General features: G+C 37.6%; 17 protein-coding genes. 4 read left to right on the top strand and 13 right to left on the bottom strand.

The features are described from left to right. Positions 1-3: 3 nt before the first annotated feature. The 3 genes from ACFSR3_RS15275 to ACFSR3_RS15265 form a co-directional block, all read right to left on the bottom strand. Positions 4-3,573 (bottom strand): response regulator, encoded by a 3,570-nt coding sequence (locus tag ACFSR3_RS15275; protein WP_379822214.1) that lies wholly within the window; start codon positions 3,571-3,573, stop codon positions 4-6. A 19-nt stretch (positions 3,574-3,592) separates the two neighbouring features. Beyond that, positions 3,593-4,798, bottom strand: coding sequence for a hybrid sensor histidine kinase/response regulator (locus ACFSR3_RS15270; protein WP_379822213.1), 1,206 nt, complete (start codon positions 4,796-4,798; stop codon positions 3,593-3,595). 411 nt (positions 4,799-5,209) lie between these two features. Beyond that, positions 5,210-7,186, bottom strand: a complete 1,977-nt coding sequence (locus tag ACFSR3_RS15265; protein WP_379822211.1) for a sialate O-acetylesterase — start codon at positions 7,184-7,186, stop codon at positions 5,210-5,212. Positions 7,187-7,385: 199 nt separating this feature from the next. On the opposite strand from ACFSR3_RS15265, the gene ACFSR3_RS15260 reads away from it, so the two are divergent. Both ACFSR3_RS15260 and ACFSR3_RS15255 read left to right on the top strand, forming a co-directional pair. Next, positions 7,386-8,168, top strand: coding sequence for a phosphatase PAP2 family protein (locus tag ACFSR3_RS15260; protein WP_379822210.1), 783 nt, complete (start codon positions 7,386-7,388; stop codon positions 8,166-8,168). Positions 8,169-8,254: 86 nt separating this feature from the next. After that, the gene (locus ACFSR3_RS15255) at positions 8,255-8,566 is read left to right on the top strand and encodes a hypothetical protein (protein ID WP_379822208.1); all 312 of its coding nucleotides are present in this window, start codon (positions 8,255-8,257) and stop codon (positions 8,564-8,566) included. Position 8,567: 1 nt separating this feature from the next. On the opposite strand, the gene ACFSR3_RS15250 is transcribed toward ACFSR3_RS15255, so the two are convergent. From ACFSR3_RS15250 to ACFSR3_RS15230, 5 genes are all read right to left on the bottom strand, one after another. Next, positions 8,568-8,789: a hypothetical protein gene (locus ACFSR3_RS15250; RefSeq protein ID WP_379822206.1), complete on the bottom strand. Its 222-nt coding sequence runs from the start codon at positions 8,787-8,789 to the stop codon at positions 8,568-8,570. Positions 8,790-8,838: 49 nt separating this feature from the next. Beyond that, a complete protein-coding gene (locus ACFSR3_RS15245) occupies positions 8,839-9,687 on the bottom strand; it encodes an SDR family oxidoreductase (protein WP_379822205.1) in 849 nt (282 codons plus the stop codon). 170 nt (positions 9,688-9,857) lie between these two features. Continuing rightward, positions 9,858-15,074 carry a T9SS type A sorting domain-containing protein gene (locus ACFSR3_RS15240; RefSeq protein WP_379822203.1) on the bottom strand — a complete coding sequence of 1,739 codons (5,217 nt, stop codon included), beginning with the start codon at positions 15,072-15,074 and terminating at the stop codon, positions 9,858-9,860. 218 nt (positions 15,075-15,292) lie between these two features. Continuing rightward, entirely contained in the window at positions 15,293-15,724 is a 432-nt protein-coding gene (locus tag ACFSR3_RS15235) for an ester cyclase (protein ID WP_379822201.1), read from the bottom strand. A gap of 117 nt (positions 15,725-15,841) precedes the next feature. Next, positions 15,842-16,258, bottom strand: coding sequence for a hypothetical protein (locus tag ACFSR3_RS15230; RefSeq protein WP_379822199.1), 417 nt, complete (start codon positions 16,256-16,258; stop codon positions 15,842-15,844). A gap of 269 nt (positions 16,259-16,527) precedes the next feature. Between ACFSR3_RS15230 and ACFSR3_RS15225 the strand changes: the two genes are divergently transcribed. After that, positions 16,528-17,427: a helix-turn-helix domain-containing protein gene (locus ACFSR3_RS15225; RefSeq protein WP_114756909.1), complete on the top strand. Its 900-nt coding sequence runs from the start codon at positions 16,528-16,530 to the stop codon at positions 17,425-17,427. A 75-nt stretch (positions 17,428-17,502) separates the two neighbouring features. Here the strand turns inward: ACFSR3_RS15225 and ACFSR3_RS15220 are convergent, their stop codons facing one another. The 5 genes from ACFSR3_RS15220 to ACFSR3_RS15200 form a co-directional block, all read right to left on the bottom strand. After that, positions 17,503-17,724 (bottom strand): hypothetical protein, encoded by a 222-nt coding sequence (locus tag ACFSR3_RS15220; RefSeq protein WP_169519286.1) that lies wholly within the window; start codon positions 17,722-17,724, stop codon positions 17,503-17,505. A 70-nt stretch (positions 17,725-17,794) separates the two neighbouring features. Then, complete coding sequence (locus ACFSR3_RS15215; protein ID WP_379822197.1) at positions 17,795-18,013, bottom strand: hypothetical protein; 219 nt, start codon at positions 18,011-18,013, stop codon at positions 17,795-17,797. A 109-nt stretch (positions 18,014-18,122) separates the two neighbouring features. Then, on the bottom strand, positions 18,123-20,444 hold the full coding sequence (locus ACFSR3_RS15210; RefSeq protein WP_379822196.1) for a hypothetical protein: 2,322 nt from the start codon (positions 20,442-20,444) through the stop codon (positions 18,123-18,125). A gap of 105 nt (positions 20,445-20,549) precedes the next feature. Then, a complete protein-coding gene (locus tag ACFSR3_RS15205) occupies positions 20,550-21,290 on the bottom strand; it encodes an SDR family oxidoreductase (protein ID WP_379822193.1) in 741 nt (246 codons plus the stop codon). A gap of 200 nt (positions 21,291-21,490) precedes the next feature. Continuing rightward, on the bottom strand, positions 21,491-22,069 hold the full coding sequence (locus ACFSR3_RS15200; protein ID WP_379822192.1) for a Crp/Fnr family transcriptional regulator: 579 nt from the start codon (positions 22,067-22,069) through the stop codon (positions 21,491-21,493). Positions 22,070-22,313: 244 nt separating this feature from the next. Between ACFSR3_RS15200 and ACFSR3_RS15195 the strand changes: the two genes are divergently transcribed. Continuing rightward, positions 22,314-23,255, top strand: coding sequence for a ring-cleaving dioxygenase (locus tag ACFSR3_RS15195; RefSeq protein ID WP_379822190.1), 942 nt, complete (start codon positions 22,314-22,316; stop codon positions 23,253-23,255). Positions 23,256-23,259: the final 4 nt, after the last annotated feature.

The following is a 23,259-nucleotide window of genomic DNA, read 5'->3' as shown; positions in this document are numbered from 1 at the left end:
AAGCTATTGCTGATCATATAACCAAACCCTCAATAGTGATAATAGTTGATCGACATCAACCGGCTTGGTTATGTAGTCAGAAGCGCCAGCGTTAATACACTTTTCTCTGTCACCTGTCATAGCTTTAGCCGTAACCGCTATTACAGGAAGCGTTTTATATTTACTATTTTCTCTTATACGTGTAGCTGTTTCATAGCCATCCATATTAGGCATCATCATATCCAATAGCACTACATCTACTTCGGGGTGCTCCTCAAGAGCTTTCAGAGCTTCTTTTCCATCAATGGCTGTAATAACATTCATTTTCAATACTTCCAAAGCCTTAGTAAGCGAGTAAATGTTTCTAACATCATCATCAACAACAAGAACAGTTTTATCATTAAGCACATTATTAAGCAGACTTAATTTTTTGTATGTGTCTTTTTTCTCTGTTGTTTTGTTTTCTTCAACTAAATGCAGGAATAAAGAAACTTCATCAAGCATACGCTGATATGAATGAGCGGTTTTAACCACAATCGAATCGGCATATTTCTTAATCTTAAGCTCTTCTTTCATAGAAAGGCTCTTTCCTGTAAATACAATAACAGGAAGGCTCTCAAGTCCTTCATTTTTCTTAACCCCTTCAAGAATCTCATAAGCCTGCTGATCGGGTATCCCCATATCAAGAATTACACAGTCTATATGTTGTTTTTTTAAGGCATCAACACCATCGGTAACATCACTTTTAATTTCGGAATTGATGTCATAAGTCTCAAGAAAATAAGCTAGTGCCTTAGCATGTTTAGGATTATCCTCAATGATAAGAACTTTTTGCGATTCCTTATTAACAATATGTTCTATACGTTTAAATATTTCAGGCATCTGCTCATAAGCTACCGGCTTATCAAGGAAGTTAACTGCACCTTTTAAAAGACTCTCCTGTTTCATTTTGTGTGAAGACATCATATGTACCGGAATATGTTTCGTCTGCCAGTTACCTTTAAGTTCTTCCATCACTTCCCATCCACTTTTTACAGGTAGTTGGATATCAAGCAATACTCCTACCGGTCTGTACATTACAGCGAGGTTAAATGCCTCATCTCCTCTTACCGATACAATTCCCCTATAACCACGTTTACGTGTAAAATCAAGTAAAGATTTAGCAAAATTAGTATCGTCTTCTACGATTAGGATTACCTTATCGTCTCCATTAATAATATCCCTGTCATCAGGAACATCGTCAGGAATTGAAAGGCTTAAGAATTTATTCTTTTCTTCTTTATCTGCCGACTCTTTATCATCTACAGGTTTTTGAGGCTCATCCCTGTATACAATTTCAGTTTGATGTCTTACCGATCCTGAAATTGGTATAACAAGAGTAAATTCACTTCCTTCATTAGGTTCGCTTTTCAGCGTAATTTCCCCTTTTAGAAGTTTAGCAAGCTCCCTGCTGATAGACAATCCTAATCCGGTACCGCCATATTTACGCTTAGTGGAGCCATCAGCCTGTTGGAAAGCTTCAAAAATAAGCGGTTGTTTTTCATAAGGTATACCTATACCTGTATCTTTTACGGTAAAGTAAACCAGCTTATCATTTTTAGGACATTTTTTAATTTCAAGAGTTACCGATCCTTTAGCTGTGAACTTAATTGCATTGGAAAGCAGGTTTTTAAGAATTTGCTCTAATCTAACCTTATCCGTTTTTAATACTAAAGGAGCCTCGTCATCAATTATATTCAGCTCGATTCCTTTCTGTTTAGCAACTTCATTAAACAAAGCCTTAAGTGCATCGGTAATTTCTTTAGTAGCAATATCTATAAATTCAAGCTCCATCTTTCCGGCCTCAATTTTGGAAAGGTCAAGAATTTCATCAATCAATCCCAGCAAGCCATTTCCTGAACTTTGTATAACCTTGGCAAACTCTATTTGCTCATCGTTCATATTTTTATCGTTGTTCTCTGAAAGCAGCCTGCTTAATAATAATATTGAATTAAGCGGAGTTCGTAGTTCGTGCGACATATTTGCCAGGAATTCTGATTTATAGCGTGTACTCAACTCAAGATCTTCCGATTTTTTCTGAATCTCAACATTTCGTTCTTCAAGAAGTACACTACGTTCTGCCAGCTCCTCGTTAGTTTGCTGTAATTCTTCCTGCTGTACTCTTAACTCCTCTTCTGAAGCCTGTAGCTTTTGGGTTTGTGCTTCCAATTCGGCATTAATGTTCTCCATCTCGCTATGCTGCATTCTTAACTCTTCAGATTGAGATTCTGTTTCTTCAAGCAATTCCTGGAGACGTTTTCTGTTCTGTGATGCAGTTATAGCTATACCAACATTATTAGCCGCAGCATTAAGGAAAGCAATGCTACGTTTTGAAAATTCTTTAACCGATGCCAATTCGACAACTCCCGTTACCTTATCATCAATAAGTGGCACTGCGATTATATGTGCAGGTTTTGTCTCACCCAACGCGTACGAGATCTTGATATCATCGGCAGAAACAGACTTAAGCTCTTTTATAGAACGCGAAGCTACAGCCTGACCACTAAGGCCATCTCCTACCTTAATACGGATACGACTTTTATCCGCAACATAGCTATATCCTGCCGTAGCAACCAAATCCTGTCCGTCTACAACATACAATACGGCAGCATTACTATTGGTATAAGCCGCCAGGTGTTCTATAATATCGGATGTAAGCTGGCCAATTTCTTTTTCACCAATCATTACATCATTAAGCTTTGCCAATCCTGATTGAAGCCATTCATTATCCGAAAGCGTCCTGAATGATTTATCAAGCTCAACCGCCATATTGTTCAATGAACCGGCTACACTTCCTAAAGCATCACTCTGCGTATCATTTACCCTTATTTCATAATTACCGGATGATATTTCACCTGCAATTCCACTGATAACACGAATTCTTTCGGCTGTTTCTTTTTCAGCTTCCTGAAGTTTTAACTGTAATTTTAAACGTTCATTATAATCCCTAAGTATTCGTGCAAAGAAACTAACACTTATTAATAAAGCTAAAAGTGCTGCAATAACTATAAGCACTGAACTATACATGCCATATTTCTCTGATGCTGAATTACGCTCGGCCAACAGTCTTTGCTCTTCATTTTCCATTCGCTTAAGCAAACCACGAATACTCTCCATAAGCTTTCTTCCATTATCAAGCTCATCCGGAGTAATGGCACCATTGCGCATTTTATCAGTGACTCTTTCATCTAGATAATCATAAAAAGAATTAATCAAAGGACGTAATTCCTTAATACTCGTTTGCTGTAATGGATTATCAGTAGTGAGTTGCTCCAATTTATTTATATATAAGCCGGTATCCTCTTCAGCATTTTCATAGCGTTTAAGGAAATCCTGTTTACCTGTTACCAAAAATCCCCTCATACCTCCCTGAGCATCGGTCATTACCGATGTAGCTTCATTTATATTATAAATTACTTCCTGAGTGTGCCTAACTAGTGAATTACTTTCAAGTAGGCTTCTTATACTCAAAAAAGAGGCTGTTGAGCTTACAAGTAGTATCAATATTGAAACACCTGAGCTTATTAATAAATTTCTTTTAAAACTTCCGTCCATATATATGTGTAAGGTTTATTTAAATAGGTAAAACAATTATAAAACTGGCACCATTGCCCACATCACTTTTCGCTGTTATTATACCATTATGTTTTTCTACAATTTTTTTTGCAATAGCCAGACCTATCCCGGTACCTTCATATGCATTCCTGTCGTTAAGGCTCTGAAAGATCTTAAATATCTTATCAAGGTATATCTCATTAAAACCAATACCGTTATCACTCACCGTTATCCTGCAATATTTACCTGAAGTATCAAGTGCTCCGTCAAAACTTTTTTCACTAATAATTTCTCCGGTAATGTTTATTTCCGGAGGCAAACCTTCTTTAGAAAATTTAAGTGAATTACTCACCAGATTCTGGAAAAGCTGCCTTAACTGGCTGGAAACGCCGATTACAGATGGCAACTGGTTAACAGTTATAACTGCCATTTTTTCATCAACTATATAATCTAAGTCTGCCAGCACTTCTTCGACGATGGCATTTAGATTTAATCGTTGCGGAACAACATCGGAAGAAAGTCGCGAATAATCAATAAGATCTGATATAAGATTCGACATTCTTTCCGCAGATTTTATTGTTCGTCTTACATAGTCTTTTGCAGTTTCATTATCCGGAAGATAACGCTCATCAATTATCTTAACAAATGTTTCTATCTTACGGAGAGGTTCTTTAAGATCGTGTGATACTACCCAGGCAAATTGTTGCAGTTCATGATTACTAAACTCAAGCTCCTCATTTTTAGCAACCAGCTCCTGAGTACGTTCGGCAACTTTGATCTCAAGGTTTTCCTGTGCTTCCTTTCTTATCTCAATTTCTTTAGACAAAAGATCTTTCATGCTCTTTAGCTCATGAGTCTGCTCATAAAGCCTAAGAAAACTTTTCACTTTAAGAATAAGTAAATCCGGATCTACAGGTTTGGTAATATAATCTACCCCACCAGTTTCATATCCTCTTGAAATAAATCTCTTTTCTTTATTTACCGCAGACAGAAAAATTACCGGTATATCTTTTGTTCTGTTACTTCCTGCCAGTATCTCTACCACTTCAAAGCCATCCATAACGGGCATTTGTACATCCATTATGATAAGTGAATAATCTTTCTTCAGGATTTTCTTTAAAGCTTCTTCTCCCGATTCAGCACTATCAGCTTCCAGGCCATGTAACTGTAATACTTTTTTTAATGCTAGTATATTAGCCCGTATATCATCTACAATTAATATCATAATGCAAAAGGCGTTTTATAACTAATGTTAAAACCCGCCATTAGTTTAGTTTCAATATAAAGCAATAAAAAAAAAGATTGCGTTTTAAAATTAGGAAATATAATATCCGGAAATAACAATAACGGATTAGTTTTTCGAGATGTATTAATATACTTAATACAATACATGCAAATATAACCTGACTTTTTAAGAGTGTATCTAAAAAGCTGCAGGCTATTGTAATTAGTTATGTCTAAAGGTATAGTTAGTATTTTTATAGTCACTTTTCAAAGTTAAAATATCACCCTGTAAATCAGTTTATAGGTTTTCACTTATTTTCTTACAACTTTTTACAACCCCATAAAAAAACAGCCTATTAAAGCTGTTTTAGTATAGTAACGTAAGAATGACTAATCCGATTTTCAGGCCTTTCTATTTATTGCCAAAAGTAATGCCCTGCCAATCATCGGTTCGAAATGAAGAAGCCGGTAGTCCAGACGAATTAGTAAGATTTCCATCTGGGTTATCCGCCCAGTTGTAACGAACAGCAACCGGGTCTTTCACTTTTTCAGAAGAAACAACAATAGTGTTACCCACCACTTTAGCCTCTGCCCAATGAAAAACTTTATCTTTTCCTGCAATAGAGAAACCTTTTAGTGATCTACAATCCGTTGATTTTAATGTTTCATTAAAAGTAAATGATACTATTATATCACTTCCCTTTTTATTAAAAGATTTATATAAAGGCCCCGAATAGGACATTGGAATACCATATATTTTCGATAATGCGATACGAGCCAATCTATACCCTACATCCTGTTTATTTTTAGGATGTATATCACCGGCATCGCCTATGTCTGTAATCACTGCCATCCCTGTATTCTTTAGATTTAGCAACGTTTTAAACTGTGCTTCTCTAAGCTCAGCCCAGGCTGATGCTCCTGGTTCATCTTTAGCTTTCATATAGTTTGTGAGTTGCACAAAATAGAACGGCATATCTTTTATTCCAAATTTGTTACGCCAATCCGAAATAAGCATTGGAAACAAAGTTTGATATTGATATGCCCTGTCGGCATTGCTTTCCCCCTGGTACCATATAGCTCCGGCGATCGGTAATTTAATTAGTGGATGTATCATTGCATTGTACAAAACCGTAGGCTGATTTTGATCCGCAGGCAGATAAGGTCTTACCGGAAGCTCTGTAAAATCTACCCCAACAGCATAATACCATTTGCCAGCCAGCGAAAAAGATTCATTTCCTCCTTTAAGGATAAGATCTGTTTCCTTACCATATATACCGCCTCCACCTGTATTATCTGTAACACGGATAGCAATAACATTGCCGGATTCCTTAAGTACATTTGCCGGAATAGTATAGTTACGAAGCACATTATAACCACTTGTAGTACCTATATAAACTCCGTTAACCCATAATTTATCATCATCATCAGCATAAAAATTAAGTTGCAGGTCTTTCCCTTTCATTGCTGTAGGAAGATTAAATTCTTTTTTAAACCAGGCAACACCATCAAAACCTACCAGCGCATCATTTTCCCAAAATTGAGGGAGCTGCATTGTTTTCCAGTTACTATAATCAAATTCTTTGGTTTCCCATTTGCCATTATTACCTCTTTCAGCTTTTTCCATCGTTGCATTCCATACCTTACTGTCAGCATCAAACTGCTTTTTTAAGGCTTCTTTATCGCTAACTGATTCCAGTACTTTTATCGCTATATCAAAATCATGAATCTCTTTCAATGCTCCTTTGCTTATCCAGGCTTCGATAACAGTACCTCCCCACGAACTATGAAGTAATCCTATAGGGATATGTTTTTCTTCATATATCTTTTTAGCGAAAAAATAAGCCGTAGATGAAAAATTGCTGATTGTTGAAGGACTGCATACCTGCCATCCGTCAGTATCAATTTTTAAATCATTTAAAGGGGTTGCACTTGTAGTATGTGTAGCCTGAAGTAAACGAATCTGAGGATAAGCCGCATTACGGATTTCCTCTTCATAATTATTAATTTTTCCCCAACCATCAAGGGGCATTTCCATATTACTTTGTCCGGAACAAAGCCATACTTCACCTATTAGTATATTTTCAAGAACTAAATAATCACCATCGTTTATAGAAACACTGTAAGGCCCGCCATATGAAGGTGTTTTAAGTGTAACTGACCAATTCCCTTCCTTATCAGCTTTAGATGTATATGATTTTTTGTCCCACGACGAGATTACTTTTACTGTAGCGCCCGCAGCAGTAGTTCCCCATACAGGTACATTAGATTTTTGTTGCAAAACCATATTATTAGAAAAGAAAGAAGGTAATACTGCTTTCCCTTCAGCAGATAAAGGTGCCATAAAGAAGACTGTAGCAAGAAAAATGTTTCTTAAAATTGAATTCATTAGAATAGTAAGTTTGGAATAGTAATAAGTCCGAAAATTACATATTAAAATTTAATTTGGGGAAATTCAATACAATATTGTCACAATGACCACTACTAAACTTAAACTATTAAATAAGGAAAAAATGTGCCATCCATTTGGAATTCGATTCCATGATTCTATCTTTACAGGGTATTAACCAATAACCTCCAAGTATATTATGTTGCTTAAACCCCTAAGCTGTGTCCTGACTTTTCTTGCTGCCACCATGCTAATGAATGCACAGGTTAACGAAAATGATTTTATCCAGGCAACTAAAGATACCCTTGCAACTCATCCCGATACATCTAAAGGAGAGTTTGGTTACAAACAATTAATTATTCCCGGTGTTCTTATTGGGTATGGCTTCGCAGCACTGAACAGCAAGTCGCTAGATAACTTCGATAAAGACGTTCGTGAAGATCTAAAACATAATACTCATACTGATATTGATCAGTTTACTCTTTATGCCCCGGCTGCAGCCGTATATGCTCTTAATGCCTTTGGCGTGAAAGGTAAACACAACTTTAAAGACCGTACCATTGTTTATGCTACAGCATTTTTATTATCTAATCTTACTGTTAAAACATTAAAATCTACAACAGATGTTACCCGTCCAAACGGACTTGTAGATAACTCATTTCCGTCAGGTCATACAACGGCAGCTTTTTTAGGTGCAGAGTTTTTATGGCAGGAATATAAAGATGTATCTGTTTGGTATGGTGTAGCCGGATATACTGTCGCTACAGCTACCGGCATAATGAGGCTAACTAACGACAGGCATTGGGTAAGTGATATCGTTGCCGGGGCCGGAATAGGAATCCTCAGTACAAAAGCAGCTTACTGGCTTTTAGATCCAATAAACAATTTGTTATTCAGTTCAAAGGAGGAGAAAAAAACTGCCATGCTTTTACCTTTCTATAATGGTAATCAGGCCGGTGGTAACTTTGTTATGAGATTCTGAAAATTTACTTTAAAGCTGTTTTCTTGTCTTAGTTCAATGCAAAAGTGTTTCTTATAGTACAACTTTGTATTGTAAAACGAAACATCATGAACAAGATAAACATCCTATATACAGGCAGGCATCCTGAAATTCTTGAAACGGTTGTACGCCTTATTAACCAGAACGAAAACTGGAATGGGTTTGGTGCTTCCAGCAATGAAGAAGCTATAAACCTGTTTACTACTATAAATTTTACAATAGTGTTACTGGGCTGCGGTATCCCTGAAGATGAAGAAAAGCAATTACGAGATACTTTTGCTGCCATAAATCCGGAATGCCCCGTAATACAACACTATGGTGGAGGCAGCGGACTTTTAAGCAACGAAATATATGCTGCTTTAGCAAAAGCAAATGTTTAATTTACATACCATATAAAATATTGTCTTCTGACTGTTCAATCTGATGATGACATATACTCTTTTTGTGTACAACATTTATTTGTGTATGCTGATTTCTTAATCTATAGGTTTGAGACTTCACTTCAGGCTTTACTAATTTACTAAAAGACACTAAGCCTGCTATAGCAAAGGTTACTATTAGCGATAATATAAGCCCGCTTAATATTTTATATATAAGTTTCATAAATATTGGTTAATTGAAATGATGGCTCCGAAAAGCCATCATTTGTTTTTTAGTTATCAAAATTAGTGGCAGTAGCAATTGCTCTTACTGCTTCCATATCTTTCTGAACATCCTTGATTTTTACTTCTGCCAGATTATATGCATCCGGACCAAGGAATAAATGTACCGGTGGCTGTGGCATCAAAGCAACTTTGATAATTGCTGTTGCTGCTTTATCAGGATCACCCGGTTGGTTATTGTTAATATCATTCTCATGAACCGTTTGTACTTCTCTTACTGTTTTATAATCAGTAATCTCATTATTTGGTGTTACGAGCGAAGTACCTTCCAAAAAGTTGGTTCTAAAATAACCCGGAGACACTATCGTCGCATTTATACCAAAAGGTGCAACCTCAGCAGAAAGCGATTCGGTAAAACCATGTACTGCAAACTTAGTAGCGCAATAAATTCCGAAACCAGGAAAATTACCGGTAAATCCTCCTATGGAAGCCACATTAAAAATGTGGCCAGACTGTTGTTTTCTCATTTGAGGCAATGTCTGACGAATAACATTTAAGGATCCAAATACATTTACATCAAAATTCTGACGGCTTTCAGCATCGCTTAACTCTTCTAAGGCTCCTACCAGTCCATAACCGGCATTGTTAACTACTACATCAAGACTACCAAACTTGTCAATCGTTTTTTGAATAGAATCGGCAACACTTTGCTCATTAAGTATATCAACGGCAATAGGCAAAAAATTAGTATTTACACCTACAGCTTTTTCAAGATCCTCAAGGCTTCTTGATGTTGCTGCTACTTTGTAGCCTTCATTAAGTAGTTTTTTTACAAGACTAAGCCCTAATCCTTTTGAGGCGCCTGTAACATACCATACATTTTGTTCTGAATTTTTCATTGTCTTATTTTTAATTAATTGTTTTAATTTGACAAGACAAAGGTATTGACGGAGTACTCCTCTGTTATTGTGGTTTACAAAGCAATAATTGTACAATTCAAACAGCTGAAAAACATTACCTAATTACACTACAAATAAAAAAGCCGTCCTTTTAAGGGGACGGCTTTCAATTAAAATTTCTTGTTGACTATCAATTTTTTATCAGTCTTGTAATTATCAGCAGTTATGCTTATAATATATACACCCGATTCTAATCCTGAAACATCTAGTCTGTACTCATCAGATTTGATGTGATTATCCCACTTGATAAGTCTTCCGTTCAGATCATACAAATCTAATTTCACGTTCTGAAATAAATCTAAATTCGGAATCTCAACAAACACTTCAGTTGAGGCTGGGTTAGGATAAATGTTCATCTCTAAATGTTTTATATCATCAACTCCCACAACAGGTGGTAATGGATTAACATTAAGTGTTGCCGCTTCTGATAATATATAACAACCATTTTGCTGCATTAATATTACCCTGTATTTATATCCATCCAGAGACTGATATGCATTTGTAATAGTAAGCGTTGAAGTTGCAACACCACTATATCCCGGCGTAGATCCACCTGCATTAAGATTTGAGAAGGTCTGTCCTCCATCAGTACTTAACTGCCACTGATAATACATTACGTTTTGAGCTTGTACCGTAAATACTACTGTTGCACCACCATCAACCGTAACCGATTGCGGAGCCGAAGTAACAATTATTGGTGCTGTACCATAAATTGTGGTACTCAATGTATAGGTACAACCATTTGTATCAGTAATAGTAACTGTATACGTTCCCGGAAGTACATTTTCTAAATTAGCAGTTGTATTACCATTAGACCATAAATAGGTATATGGAGCTACACCTCCTGAAGCATGCAGTACAGCCGATCCTGTTGTATAACAATCTGCATTTGTTACTGTAAAGTATCCTGTTACTGCTGTTGGTGCTGTAATAGTAAGATATCTAATATCCCAACATCCGTTTGCATCTGTAACTACAACATCATAATTACCAACAGCTAAATTTTCAGCAATATTTGTTGTACTTACTGCCGGTGACCATGTATATGTATAAGGACCAGTTCCGCCTGTAGCGTTTATAGTTATCGCTCCATCACTGTCTGAAGCACAATCAACATTTACTTGTGAAGTAGTAAGTTGTAATGGTGAAGCTGGTTGTGTAAGTGTTATACTTGCATTGGTCTGACAACCATTAGCATCTGTCACAACTACGGTATAAGCACCTGCAGTAAGATTATTTGCTACAGCAGTAGTTTGTCCTGTATTCCATAAGTATGTATATGGCTGGGTACCTCCAGAAACAGTTGCACTTGCCGAACCTGTAGCAGCTCCGTAACAAAGTATATCTGTATAATTGTTTATAGCTACTGTTAGCTGTTGTGGTTCGGTTATGGTGAACATCTGAGTAGCCTGACACTGATTAGCATCTGTAACTGTCACAGTGTAGTTGCCCGGTGCTAAAGCTGTAGCTGTAGCTGTAGTTTGTACCGGAGTAGTATTCCAGCTATAAGTATATGTTCCTGTACCACCTGTTACTGTAACAGTAGCCGAACCATTAGCTGCACCAAAACAAGACACGTTAGTTTGCGATGCTGGAGAAGCTACAAGTAATGTAGGTTCAGTAATCGTAAAGCTTTGAGACAATGTACATCCGTTTGCATCGGTTACATCAACAGTATATGTACCAGCTGTTAAACCTGTAACAATACTTGTTGTTGCTGCATTGCTCCATAAATACGTATAAGGAGCAGTACCCCCATTGACAGCAATGGAAGCTGAACCATTGGAACCTCCAAAACAAGATACATTTGTTTGTGCAGTATTTGGAGTTGTACTCAAAGGCTGAGAAGGTTGTGATATGGTGAAAGATTGAGTTGTAACACACTGATTAGCATCAGTAACTGTTACTATATATGTACCGGCTATTAATCCGGTAGCTGTAGCTGTAGTCTGTACCGGAGTAGTATCCCAGCTATAGTTGTAAGCGCCTGTACCACCTGTTACTGCTACTGTAGCTTCCCCGGTAGCATTACCGTAACATAAAACGTTCGTTTGAGCAGCTGGAATAGCCACTAATGCCGAAGGTTCAGTTATTGTAAAGGTATTTGATAAAGTACACCCGTTAGCATCGGTTACATCAACACTATAAGTTCCGGCTACAAGACCGGTAATTGTACTTGTTGTCGCACCGTTACTCCATAAATATGTATAAGCACCTGTACCGCCATTCACGGCAATAGTTGCCGATCCCGTAGCCTGACCATTACACAATACGTTCGTCTGTGTTGTGTTTGGCGTTAATGCAAGTGGTTGAGCAGGCTCTGTGATAACAAATGACTGTGTGGTTGTACAGCTATTCGCATCAGTAACCGTTACGGTATAAGTACCCGCTGAAAGGTTTGTAGCTGTAATAGTAGTTTGTACAGGAGTAGTATCCCAACTGTAGGTATAAACTCCTGTACCGCCAGTTACAGCAACAGTAGCTGAACCTGTAGCATTACCATAACATAAAACATTTGTTTGAGTATCAGCGGTAGCGGTAAGTGCTAATGCCGGTTCTGTAATTGTAAAGCTATTTGATAAAACACATCCGTTAGCATCGGTTACATCAACAGTATAAGTACCTGCTATCAGGCCGATAATAGTATTTGTTGTCGCACCATTACTCCATAAATAAGTATAAGCACCTGTACCGCCAGTCACGGCAATAGTTGCCGATCCTGTAGCCTGACCATTACACAGTACGTCGGTTTGAGTTGTATTTGGTGTCAATGCAAGAGGCTGAGCAGGCTGAGTGATAACAAATGACTGTGTAGTTGTACAACCGTTTGCGTCAGTAACCGTTACCGTATAAGTGCCAGCTGAAAGGTTTGAGATAGTTGAAGTTGTCTGTACCGGAGTAGTATCCCAACTATAGGTATATGCACCTGTACCACCAGTTACAGCAACAGTAGCTGAACCTGTAGTATTACCGTAGCATAAAACATTGGTTTGACTATCAGCAGTAGCTGTAAGTGCTATCGGTTCAGTAATTGTAAAACTGTTTGATAAAACACATCCATTAGCATCGGTTACATCAACAGTATAAGTACCGGCTAAAAGACCTGTAATTGTATTTGTTGTCGCTCCATTACTCCATAGATAAGTATAAGAACCTGTTCCACCTGTTACTGCAATTGTAGCTGAACCTGTAGCCTGACCATTACATAGTATATCGGTTTGGGTTGTATTTGGTGTTAATGCAAGTGCAGAAGCAGGTTCCGTAAGTGTAAATGATTGCGTTGCTGTACAATTGTTAGTATCGGTTACAGTTACTATATAAGTTCCTGCAGCAAGACCTGTAGCTGTAGCTGTTGTTTGTACCGGAGTCGTATTCCAGCTATAGGTATAAGCTCCTGTACCTCCTGTAGCGGTAACTGTAGCTTCACCCGTTGCATTGCCGTGGCACAGTACATCAACCTGAGTACCTGCTGAAGCTGTAAGCGTAGTAGCAGGTTCTGTAATGGTGAATGATTGCGTTGCTGTACAGTTGTTAGCATCGGTTACCGTAGCTATATATGTTCCCGCCGCAAGTCCTGCAGCTGTAGCTGTTGTTTGTACCGGAGTAGTATTCCAACTATACGTATAAGCTCCTGTACCACCTGTAGCGGTTACTGTAGCTTCACCTGTTGCATTGCCGCGGCAAAGCACATTTACCTGAGTTCCTGCTGAAGCAGTAAGTACTATTGGTTCTGTAATGGTAAATGACTGTGTTGCAGTACAATTGTTAGCATCAGTTACTGTTGCTATATATGTACCTGCCGAAAGGTTCGAAGCCGTAGCAGTTGTCTGTACCGGGGTCGTATCCCAGTTATAGGTATATGTTCCTGTTCCTCCTGTTACGTTCACCGTAGCTTCTCCTGTAGCATTACCATTACATAAAACATCTACCTGAGTACCTGCCGTAGCAGTAAGTACTGCTGGCTCTGTAATAGTGAAGCTTTGTGTTGCTGTGCATAGGTTAGCGTCAGTTACTGTTGCGATATACGTTCCGGCTGCAAGAGCCGTGGCCGTAGCGGTTGTTTGTACCGGAGTCGTATTCCAGCTATAGGTATAAGCTCCTGTACCGCCTGTTGCGGTTACTGTAGCTTCACCCGTTGCATTGCCATTACAAAGTACATCTACCTGAGTTCCTGCTGTCGCAACAAGTGCAGTAGCAGGTTGTGTGATTGTGAAGCCTTGCGTTGTTGTACAAAGGTTAGCATCGGTTACGGTTACTGTATAATTACCGGCGGCAAGGCCTGTTGCCGTAGCCGTAGTTTGTACCGGTGTAGTATTCCAGCTATAGCTGTATGCCCCATTACCTCCCGTTACATTTACTGTAGCTGTACCTGTAGCATTTCCGCGACAAAGGACATTCACCTGAGTACCCGCTGAAGCTGTAAGTACTGAAGGTTCTGTAATCGTGAAACTTTGTGTTTTAAAACAAAGGGTAGCGTCAGTTACCGTTACGGTATAGGTACCGGCTGCAAGGCCTGTTGCCGTAGCCGTAGTTTGTACCGGTGTTGTATTCCAGCTGTAAGTGTATGTTCCAGTACCACCTGTTACATTTACTGTAGCCGAACCTGTAGTACTGCCATGGCAAAGAACATTTACCTGATTACCCACCGAAGTTACTATTGCCGGATTTATCGTTACCTGTATTTCTTTTCTCTCTCCCTCACAACCAGTTGCTGTTACCTGCGAAACCCAGTAAGAAAGAGTATTAGATATATTTGTATTTGGTGTAGGTGCGGTTGTTGATGGTAGACCACCTGTGGCAACAGTATACCATTTGAATGATGCCCCTGAACCTACTAAAGTTGGCGATAGTGGAGATGCTATAGCATTATAGCAATAAAACACATCACTTGTTGTAGCCAGAGGAGGCATGGAAGCGGTAGGTGAATTAACGGTTAATGCTACATCCATTTTTGCACCGGTGTTACCGTTACCGGCTCCGCTATGGTAAGGAACGATCTGCACTGAATTGACAGGTATATAACTTGATAAATCAAGTGTAGCGCTGCAGTAATTATTTCCAATCTCTATATTATTTACAAGAACTTTAAATTTATAATTAACAGTACATGCAGAGATATTAAAAAAAGTCGACCAATAATTACTTACATCTAAAGTCACACTAGTTTGACAGGTTGAAATATTTGAAAATGTAAATGATTGACCTGAGACTACGTTGCTAAAAGATGGTGATGCCGAATAACTAATTGGGGTTGTTTGTGCTTTAGCAATACTACAGAGCATAAGGAGTATAACTAATTTAAAATCGTAGAGTAGTTTTTTAATCATGTGGTTTTGGTTTAAATTGGCATTTAAAATAAGCGCGAATATACTTAGAATTTCAGTATATATTTTACTGTTAAATAAAATATAGCTATTTGTTAAAAAACAAACGTATAAAATTGGCTAACAGCAGTTTGCCCATAAACAACAAGTCGAATAATTCTTATACTTTTTAATAAAAAAAGCCGCTTTAGAGCGGCTTTTTTTTATTTTATGTGATTCTTTCATGCTACACAATCCCCATAGATCTGGGTAAAGAGCGCATACACATCCAGATTAGAGTTTGCTTTCATTATCTTACCGTCATTCATGTAATACACATCGCAAAAACCAACCTCAACATAAAGCCCGGTAGGTTCTGCCTCTTCTTCATAAATGGTAAATATGCCTTCATGTGTACCTCTTTCTACCCCCTGTACAATTACGTAATTATCATGAGCAATAAGATTCTTAATTTCACAGCTAATATCAGGAAAAATAGCAAACCTATTATGCCAAGCCATACTAACCGAAGTAACACCAAATGCCATTTTGTCAAATGGAATGTCAAACCATTCACTTTCGGCATCACATAGTGTATTAAGGTATTCAAAGTCTCTTTGGTTGACAGCAGCATACAATCCCTGTATCACAGCAGCATTTGTTTCATTTATCATTTTGACTGAATTTTTTGGTTAGAATTGTTAATTTTTAGATGATACAAAAGTAGATTCACAAACCATCCTAATTATTGTATAAAACAAAGCATTGATTACATAAATCAAACAATTGTTTCAAAGTGCATTGGCTAATACAAAATGTTTTATTCCAAAATGAATAAGCTGTAATGCAAAATTGGCAAGCAGGTAATCCTTATAGATATAAGATGTGTTTATCTGAGAACCTATCTTTTCAAAAAGTTTCTTTACATCACTCTGTTGTGCTTCACCTAAAACAAACGGTCCATGCCCGTTCTGATAAAACAACGGATAATTTTTAAGGCTCTCCCTTACCTGATTTGGTAACTGGTCTTCCTGAACTGAAAACACAATTCCCTCCTTAAGCCCTTTTGGAATTTCGACCGATGAAGCATCTAACAGCAATAACGCACTTTTGCCTCCTTTGTCGTTAAACAGACAAAAGCTATACCATCCTTTTTTATGTATATCAGGTTGTGGCAACTGGTAAATATGATAATGAAGATTATACATATTATCAGTTATTTTCTGTAATGCTCAATTGTATCATGACCTTATAATTCATTTATTAACAGTACAAATTTACAGCATGAGTTACAAGTTTTTTTACACGAATCAAACCATTACTTGTGTTTTTCAAACAGTCTTTTACAAGCAAAAAATTAAAAAATTGTTTGAATTTTGCAATCTTTGATTTGCTTTTTACATACCTTTATAGTGAGTAGCAGATTACTTTTGTAAAACAAAATCGATCATTAAACTACTATAAAGCACTGTAAATCATGGAAAGGACAGAAACTCTTGAAGATTTATACAAGCAAAAATTTAACTGGATGCCCGAAGGGCTTCAAAAAGACCTTGGCCACTTTAATGTTTTCCGTCACGAAGACTGTGTAGGTCCCGGCAAGGAACCCGTAAAGTATACCCGAAGGGATTATTATAAAATAGCACTTATTCGCGGTCATTATATTTACCACTATGCCGATAAAAGCCTTGAGGTAAATGGAAATGTATTATTATTCTTTAATCCGAGTGTACCCTACACTTTCGAAGCGGTCACCCCAAGCTCTACCGGCTTTTTTTGCATCTTTAAAGATGCTTTCTTCAGCGAGCATATGCGTGGCAGCCTGAAAGACTTACCTATGTACACTCCGGGTGCAAGCCCTGCCTATGTACTTGATGATAGTCAATATGATTATATTGCTAATGTATTTACTAAAATGGTAGATGAAATGCAGGGTGATTATCAGTTTAAGTTTGACCTGATAAGAAACTACATTATGGAAATGGTGCATTATTCTATAAAAATGCGCCCGACTGAGACATTATATACCCACATAGATGCCAATTCACGTATTACAGCAGTATTTACGGAACTACTTGAAAGACAATTCCCAATAGAATCGCCTAGTCAGCAGTTCTCTTTACGAAGTGCAAAAGACTTTGCCGGACAGCTGAATGTTCACGTTAATCACCTTAACCGTGCTATAAAAACGACTACAGGAAAAACAACATCCGATCATATCTTTGAACGTTTGCTAAGTGAGGCTAAAGCACTGTTGCGACATACAGACTGGAATATATCTGAAATAAGTTATGCCTTGGGCTTTGATGAATCGGCTCATTTCAACCATTTCTTTAAAAAGTTTACCAACGCTACACCATCATCTTTCAGAAGCTAATCAAACAGCACCACATATAAATAAAAAAGGACGGTCTTATTATGAGCCGTCCTTTTAGTATTGTAATGAAATCGTTTATGGCTTTACCACTTTTACTGTATCAGTAGTAACTGAGATAGTATCTTTTGCACCTACTTCATCAACAACAGTAGTTTCGGAGGTGGTTGTCGAAGTTGTGTCACCATCCATAACAGTTGTTTCGGTCGTTTCAGTTGTTTCTTTTTTGCATGAAGTAAGACTAAGTCCTGCTACAAGGGCAGTAACCATAAAAGCATTTCTTAAAAATGTAACTTTCATAAATTAAGGTTTTAAAATTTAATGTTAGGTAAATTGGTAAACAAAAAAGACAGCCAAAGCTGTCTTTATATTATTTTACTTTAGTAACTGTGTCAGTCATTGTAGTATCGTGAGCTGCGCCCGGAGCGTCTACTTCCGTTTCAGTTACTGTAGTGGTAGTATCTCCATCCATGGTAGTTTCCATTTCAGTATCTACTTCCGTTGATGTCTTTTCTTTACAAGATGTCAGGCTAAGCCCTCCAACAATTACAGCAGCCATTAGCATGCTTCTTAAAAATGTGATTTTCATGATTTCTCTTATTAAATGATTAGTGATAGTGCCAAAAGTAATTTTTTAATAATTGAATAATCTTAAATTTTTACTAAATTAACTCCACTATATCAATACATTATAAACATTACTTCTTCAAAAACTCAAATTTACCTTTGTTATTTTTATGCTCCCTCTGTAGCGTATCTACCATTCTTTTAAGATGATAATCAGAAATTACCCAACTCATCGGAAATGGCATGTCATCCTTATCTCCTTTTTTAAACTTCGTTTTATAAAGGCTATAATTTATATAGGAAGTAATAGTATCCTTATTGAAATTCTCTCTAAAATACTCCTTAAGCACATCGTTACCAAAACCGGTACCTGTATCAGATGTTTTTAGTACAGTAAGCAATGGTGTTGCCAAATCATTCGTTAGCGGATGTATCCTGCCGGATGGCTTTTTCTTAGTATCAGAATTGGTTAGATGCAGTATATGATAGGTAAACCTGTCATAAATAGGAGTTCCCTTTTTACTGTCAAGATATACCTTTAATTGCTTAAGGAATTCCATTGTTGTACCTGCACCTGAGTTATCATAATAGCCCCCATCTACAAAATACCTGTCATGTATCTTTCCTGCCGGTGAAACATATGGAAATCTTGAACTTAATGCTGCAGCAGTACTATAGCGAATGTCTGTTCTGGAATCTTTCCTTTTAAGACTGTCTACCAGTTCCAGTACATCTGTACGATACCATTTCTGTTTTTCTCTTCTGGGTATTATGGGACTTATTACTCCCGGATAACTATTATCAACCTGTGTAACATTAATAAATAACAAAGGTAACTTTCCGGAATAATCATATACTTTAGATAACGGTCTATCATAAAAATGAGGTATCAGCGTATCAATTTCATGTGCTATATTGTCTTCAGCAGGGCTTCCTGAAAATCCTCTCTCCAATGCATCTGCCCTGTTATCAAAACAAAACGGGATGATATACTGAAATATATCAGGCCCCAGCATTCTTCCTAAAGTAAAGGTTAAAAAGTCCTTTTCAAAAAAGCTGTCACTGTATTTTCGGTAGCCTTCTATAGGATGCTCTTCATCGGCTTTTAGTAAAGAATAAAATGCCGTATTGCCTATAGTCCCTCCCGATGCTCCTGCAAGGCACAATAAGTGATCTTTAAAAGTATTATTCGGGTCTTGCGTAACACTCATGTCCTGCAAATCGCAAAGCACACTACTTGACCACTGCCCTGCTCTTGATGCGCCTCCGTCAGAAAGCACTACATATACATCAAACTTCTTATCGGGATTGTTCTTATATACCTCACTCTTTTCCATTAGCTTCATACGTTTATAAAACCAGTCATTAAGATATTTATCGGTTGAAGGACGTATGGCGGCATAGGTAAAATCTTCTTTTGCCTTTAGAGTTCTTACTTTATATGGATCATTGAAACTTCCCACAATAAAAGCCCATATATAGATAAACAAAAAGAAATTTATCCTTGTACGGATATTGATCATGGTAATGATATTAGCAATCCCAATAATAATAGCCATTGCCAGTAATGCAAAAGAAAGAGCTCCCATAAAACAGGAAATATCAATAGAAAATATCCCCGAAAAATACATTCCGGCTGCAACGATGGCAAAAGCTGTAAACAGCTTAAACCCCCATTGTTCAGCTCCAATAAAATCCTCCCTTATTTTCAGGAAGTTCATTATTTTGGTAATCCCGTTTTCAGGAAAAGATTCATCTTCAGCCCTATCCCCGTCTATACGTTCCCTCCTTTTTATAAAAAAGAATACCGCTAAGCACTCCAATAAAAAGAAAATAAGCATATAGCAAAACAGCCAGAAGATATGCCTGTTGGCGCCTATCGCAATATCTCCAACTGCCGATTTGGTAATAAAAGTAATAACCACAAAACTATAAAAAGCAATAAAAGTAAAAGTCAGAATGCGTTTGGCACGGCTTGCACCCGCCTTAAATGATGTATTCAATAAAAAATAGAACGCATTATGAGCCAAAATAAAAAGCACCAAAAACCAGCCATCAAGCGTTGGGGATGCTGTAGGTAAACTTATGATAGCCGCCTGCAGGCATACAAAACAATTAAAAGCTATAAGCCTTGGCATATGTTTTTGAAGACGTGTAGTAAACATGATCACTGCCCTCTGTTTGGCATCAACAGTATTCATATCTACCGGATTCTTATCATATCGCTTTTGCTGTTTGATATAACTAAGCATTCGGCCGCTATACCATAAAATTCCTGCCCAAAGTATACATCCTGCTATAGTACACAAGGCCGGTGAAAGGTTTTCTCCTGACTGTATTACAACATCTACTCCCTGATCGATAACAGTAAGTAAATAGTAAATCGCTATTACTGAAAGAATTCCTCCTATGTTAAGCCACACAGACTTTAAGAAAATGGAAAGGTATTTCATGATTTGTAAGGTTTTAGTTGGTTTTTCAAAGATAGAAATTCTATGATACATCAAATAAAAAAGGACAGCTTTAAGGCTGTCCTTCCATTATCATAAGGTTAAGAATTAACCTTTAAAACCACCATCAATATTAAGGCTTGCTCCTGTAATATAACCTGCTTCAGGTCCTGCAATGAAAGAAACAAAGGCTGCAATCTCGTCTACCTGAGCATAACGCCCTACCGGAAGTTGTGTTCTTAGGAAATCGGCAAACTCTCCGTTTTCAGGATTAAGGTCGGTATTTACCGGGCCGGGCTGAACGTTATTGATTGTTATCCCTAATGGACCAAGATCTCTTGAAAGTGCTGTTGTAAGACCTTGTATCGCGGCTTTACTCGCTGCATAAACTGAGCCTCCTTCAAAAGGCATACGGGTAGCATTTGTACTGCCTATGGTAATTATTCGGCTACCACTCGTCATATGCTTAAGAGCAGCTTTAATGGCAACAAATACGGCACGTACATTAATATCAAAGGTTTTGTCGAAATCTTCAAGGGCAAAAGTATCCAGAGTTCCCATAATACCTACCCCTGCGTTGTTTACAAGTATATCCAGTTTTCCAAGTTTGGCTACTGTAGTTTCTACAGACGCTGCAACCGATACTGCATCGGCAGCATCTGCCTGAATGGCTACTGCTCTACGACCTAAAGCTTCAATCTCTTTTACAAGATTTTCAGCCTGTTCTTTTCCTGATACATAAGTAAAGGCTACATCGGCACCGTCCTGCGCTAACCTTCTAACAATTCCTGCTCCTATTCCACGGCTTCCGCCTGTTACTAATGCTGTTTTATTTACTAAAGTTGACATGATAATAAGTAATTTAATTATTAATGATTTTTTGTTTTTTCAGAGCAACCATTTCGTTGGTTTTTCTGTTACAAAGTTGCAACGGAAGGCGTCCTCAAAACATTGACTCAAATCAGAAAAAACTATTGACCTATATCAACAAAATTCAGAGCATAAAAAAACTCCTGAAATCATCAGGAGTTATACTATATAATAAAGTATTATTTCTTAGTAGCATTGTTCCGTATCCGGCTTAGTGTTTCAGGAGAAACGCCAACAAAGGATGCTATCATGTGCTGTGGTATTCTGTTTAATATATTTGGATATGTTTTAATAAATTCGTTATACTTTTCTTCGGCAGTATAACTATTTCCCATATGAATACGATGCTGTAATACCACAAAACTACGCTCCAGCAAATTGCGTTGAAAAGTATTATATCCGGGAATTGCTTCCAGCAAGTTCTCAAAATCTCCTTTTGCTATAAGAATGATCTCACTGTCTTCTAAAGCCTCTATATTAAACTTTGCAGGATCACCATATAAATAACTATGCCTGTCGCCGGCCCACCAGTTTTCGGGAGAGAACTGAAAAATATGCTCTACACCTTTATCATCTACCCTGTATGTCCTTACAAGCCCCTTAGACACAAAGGCGTTATAGTGCCAAACATCGCCTTCCTGCAACAAATATTGTCGACGCCTTAGTTTTTTCAATCTGCAAACGCTTTCAACCATTGCAATATCTTCCGGTGTCAGCGTAATTTTAGATTGCAGGTAATTAATAAAATTATCGAACATATAATTTAGTTTATGTAAATATATGGAATAATACAATTTGCTGATTATCGCAGTGGTATTGACAATTAACGATATATCGTTAACTAAAATTCCATTAAAAGCCTACCCAGCCATATAAAACAACATTTTATAAAAAAGGAACGCTAATTGCCTAAGAGGCTATAATTACTTTCTTGTCCCAGTTCAATGCGCAAAATTAAGTCCGGAGGTAATTTTACACTATCAAATTAAAACATATATAATCATGGAAAATACAATTTTAGGCATTCACCATATAACAGCTATTGCCGGCGATGCCAAACGTAACTTTAATTTTTATGCTCATATTTTAGGTTTACGATTTATCAAAAAAACTGTAAACTTTGATGATCCCGGAACTTACCATTTTTATTTTGGTGACGAAATAGGTAGTGCAGGTACCATACTTACTTTCTTCCCTTGGGGCGAAGGCATACCACAAGGCAGAAGAGGTTCAGGAATGGCTACCGAAATAGGTTATTCTGTACCTAAAGGAAGCCTTGAGTGGTGGATAGAACGTTTTGAAAAATATAACGTTATTTACAACAAGCCTGCTGAAAAGTTTGGTGAAAGATATCTAACCTTCCTTGATCCTGACGGACTGAAACTGGAACTTATCGAACAGGAAAATGACGACAGAAAACCATGGGAAACCGATGAAGTGAAAGCTGCACATGCCACAAGAGGTTTTCACAACGTAACTATTACCCTTAATGATACTAAAGGAACTGCTAATGTATTAACCAACATTTTCGGTTACAGATTAGTAGCTCAGGAATCCAATCGTTACCGTTATGCTACAGATACGGTTAATCAGGCTGCAATAGTAGACCTTGTAGAATTACCGTCTGAAAAACGCGGCCATGTAGCAAACGGCTCTGTACACCACGTAGCCTTCAGGGTAAAAAATGACGAGATACTGATGTACTTCCGGGAAAAAGTAGCCAGTATCGGCCTTAGCATAACCCCACAAATAGACAGACAGTACTTCCATTCTTTATACTTTAGGGAACCAGGAGGTGTACTTTTTGAAATTGCCACCGATAATCCGGGCTTTACTGTAGATGAGGAGCTTGAAAACCTTGGTAAAGGTCTTAAACTTCCTGAACAATACGAAAGCCAGCGTGCTGCTATTGAAGCTCATTTAGTACCTATCAATTCATTATAAAAAT

The sequence above is a fragment of the Flavobacterium suzhouense genome, assembly GCF_042684765.1.
GTDB lineage: Bacteria > Bacteroidota > Bacteroidia > Flavobacteriales > Flavobacteriaceae > Flavobacterium > Flavobacterium suzhouense.
This window is presented reverse-complemented; position numbering and strand designations above follow the sequence as displayed.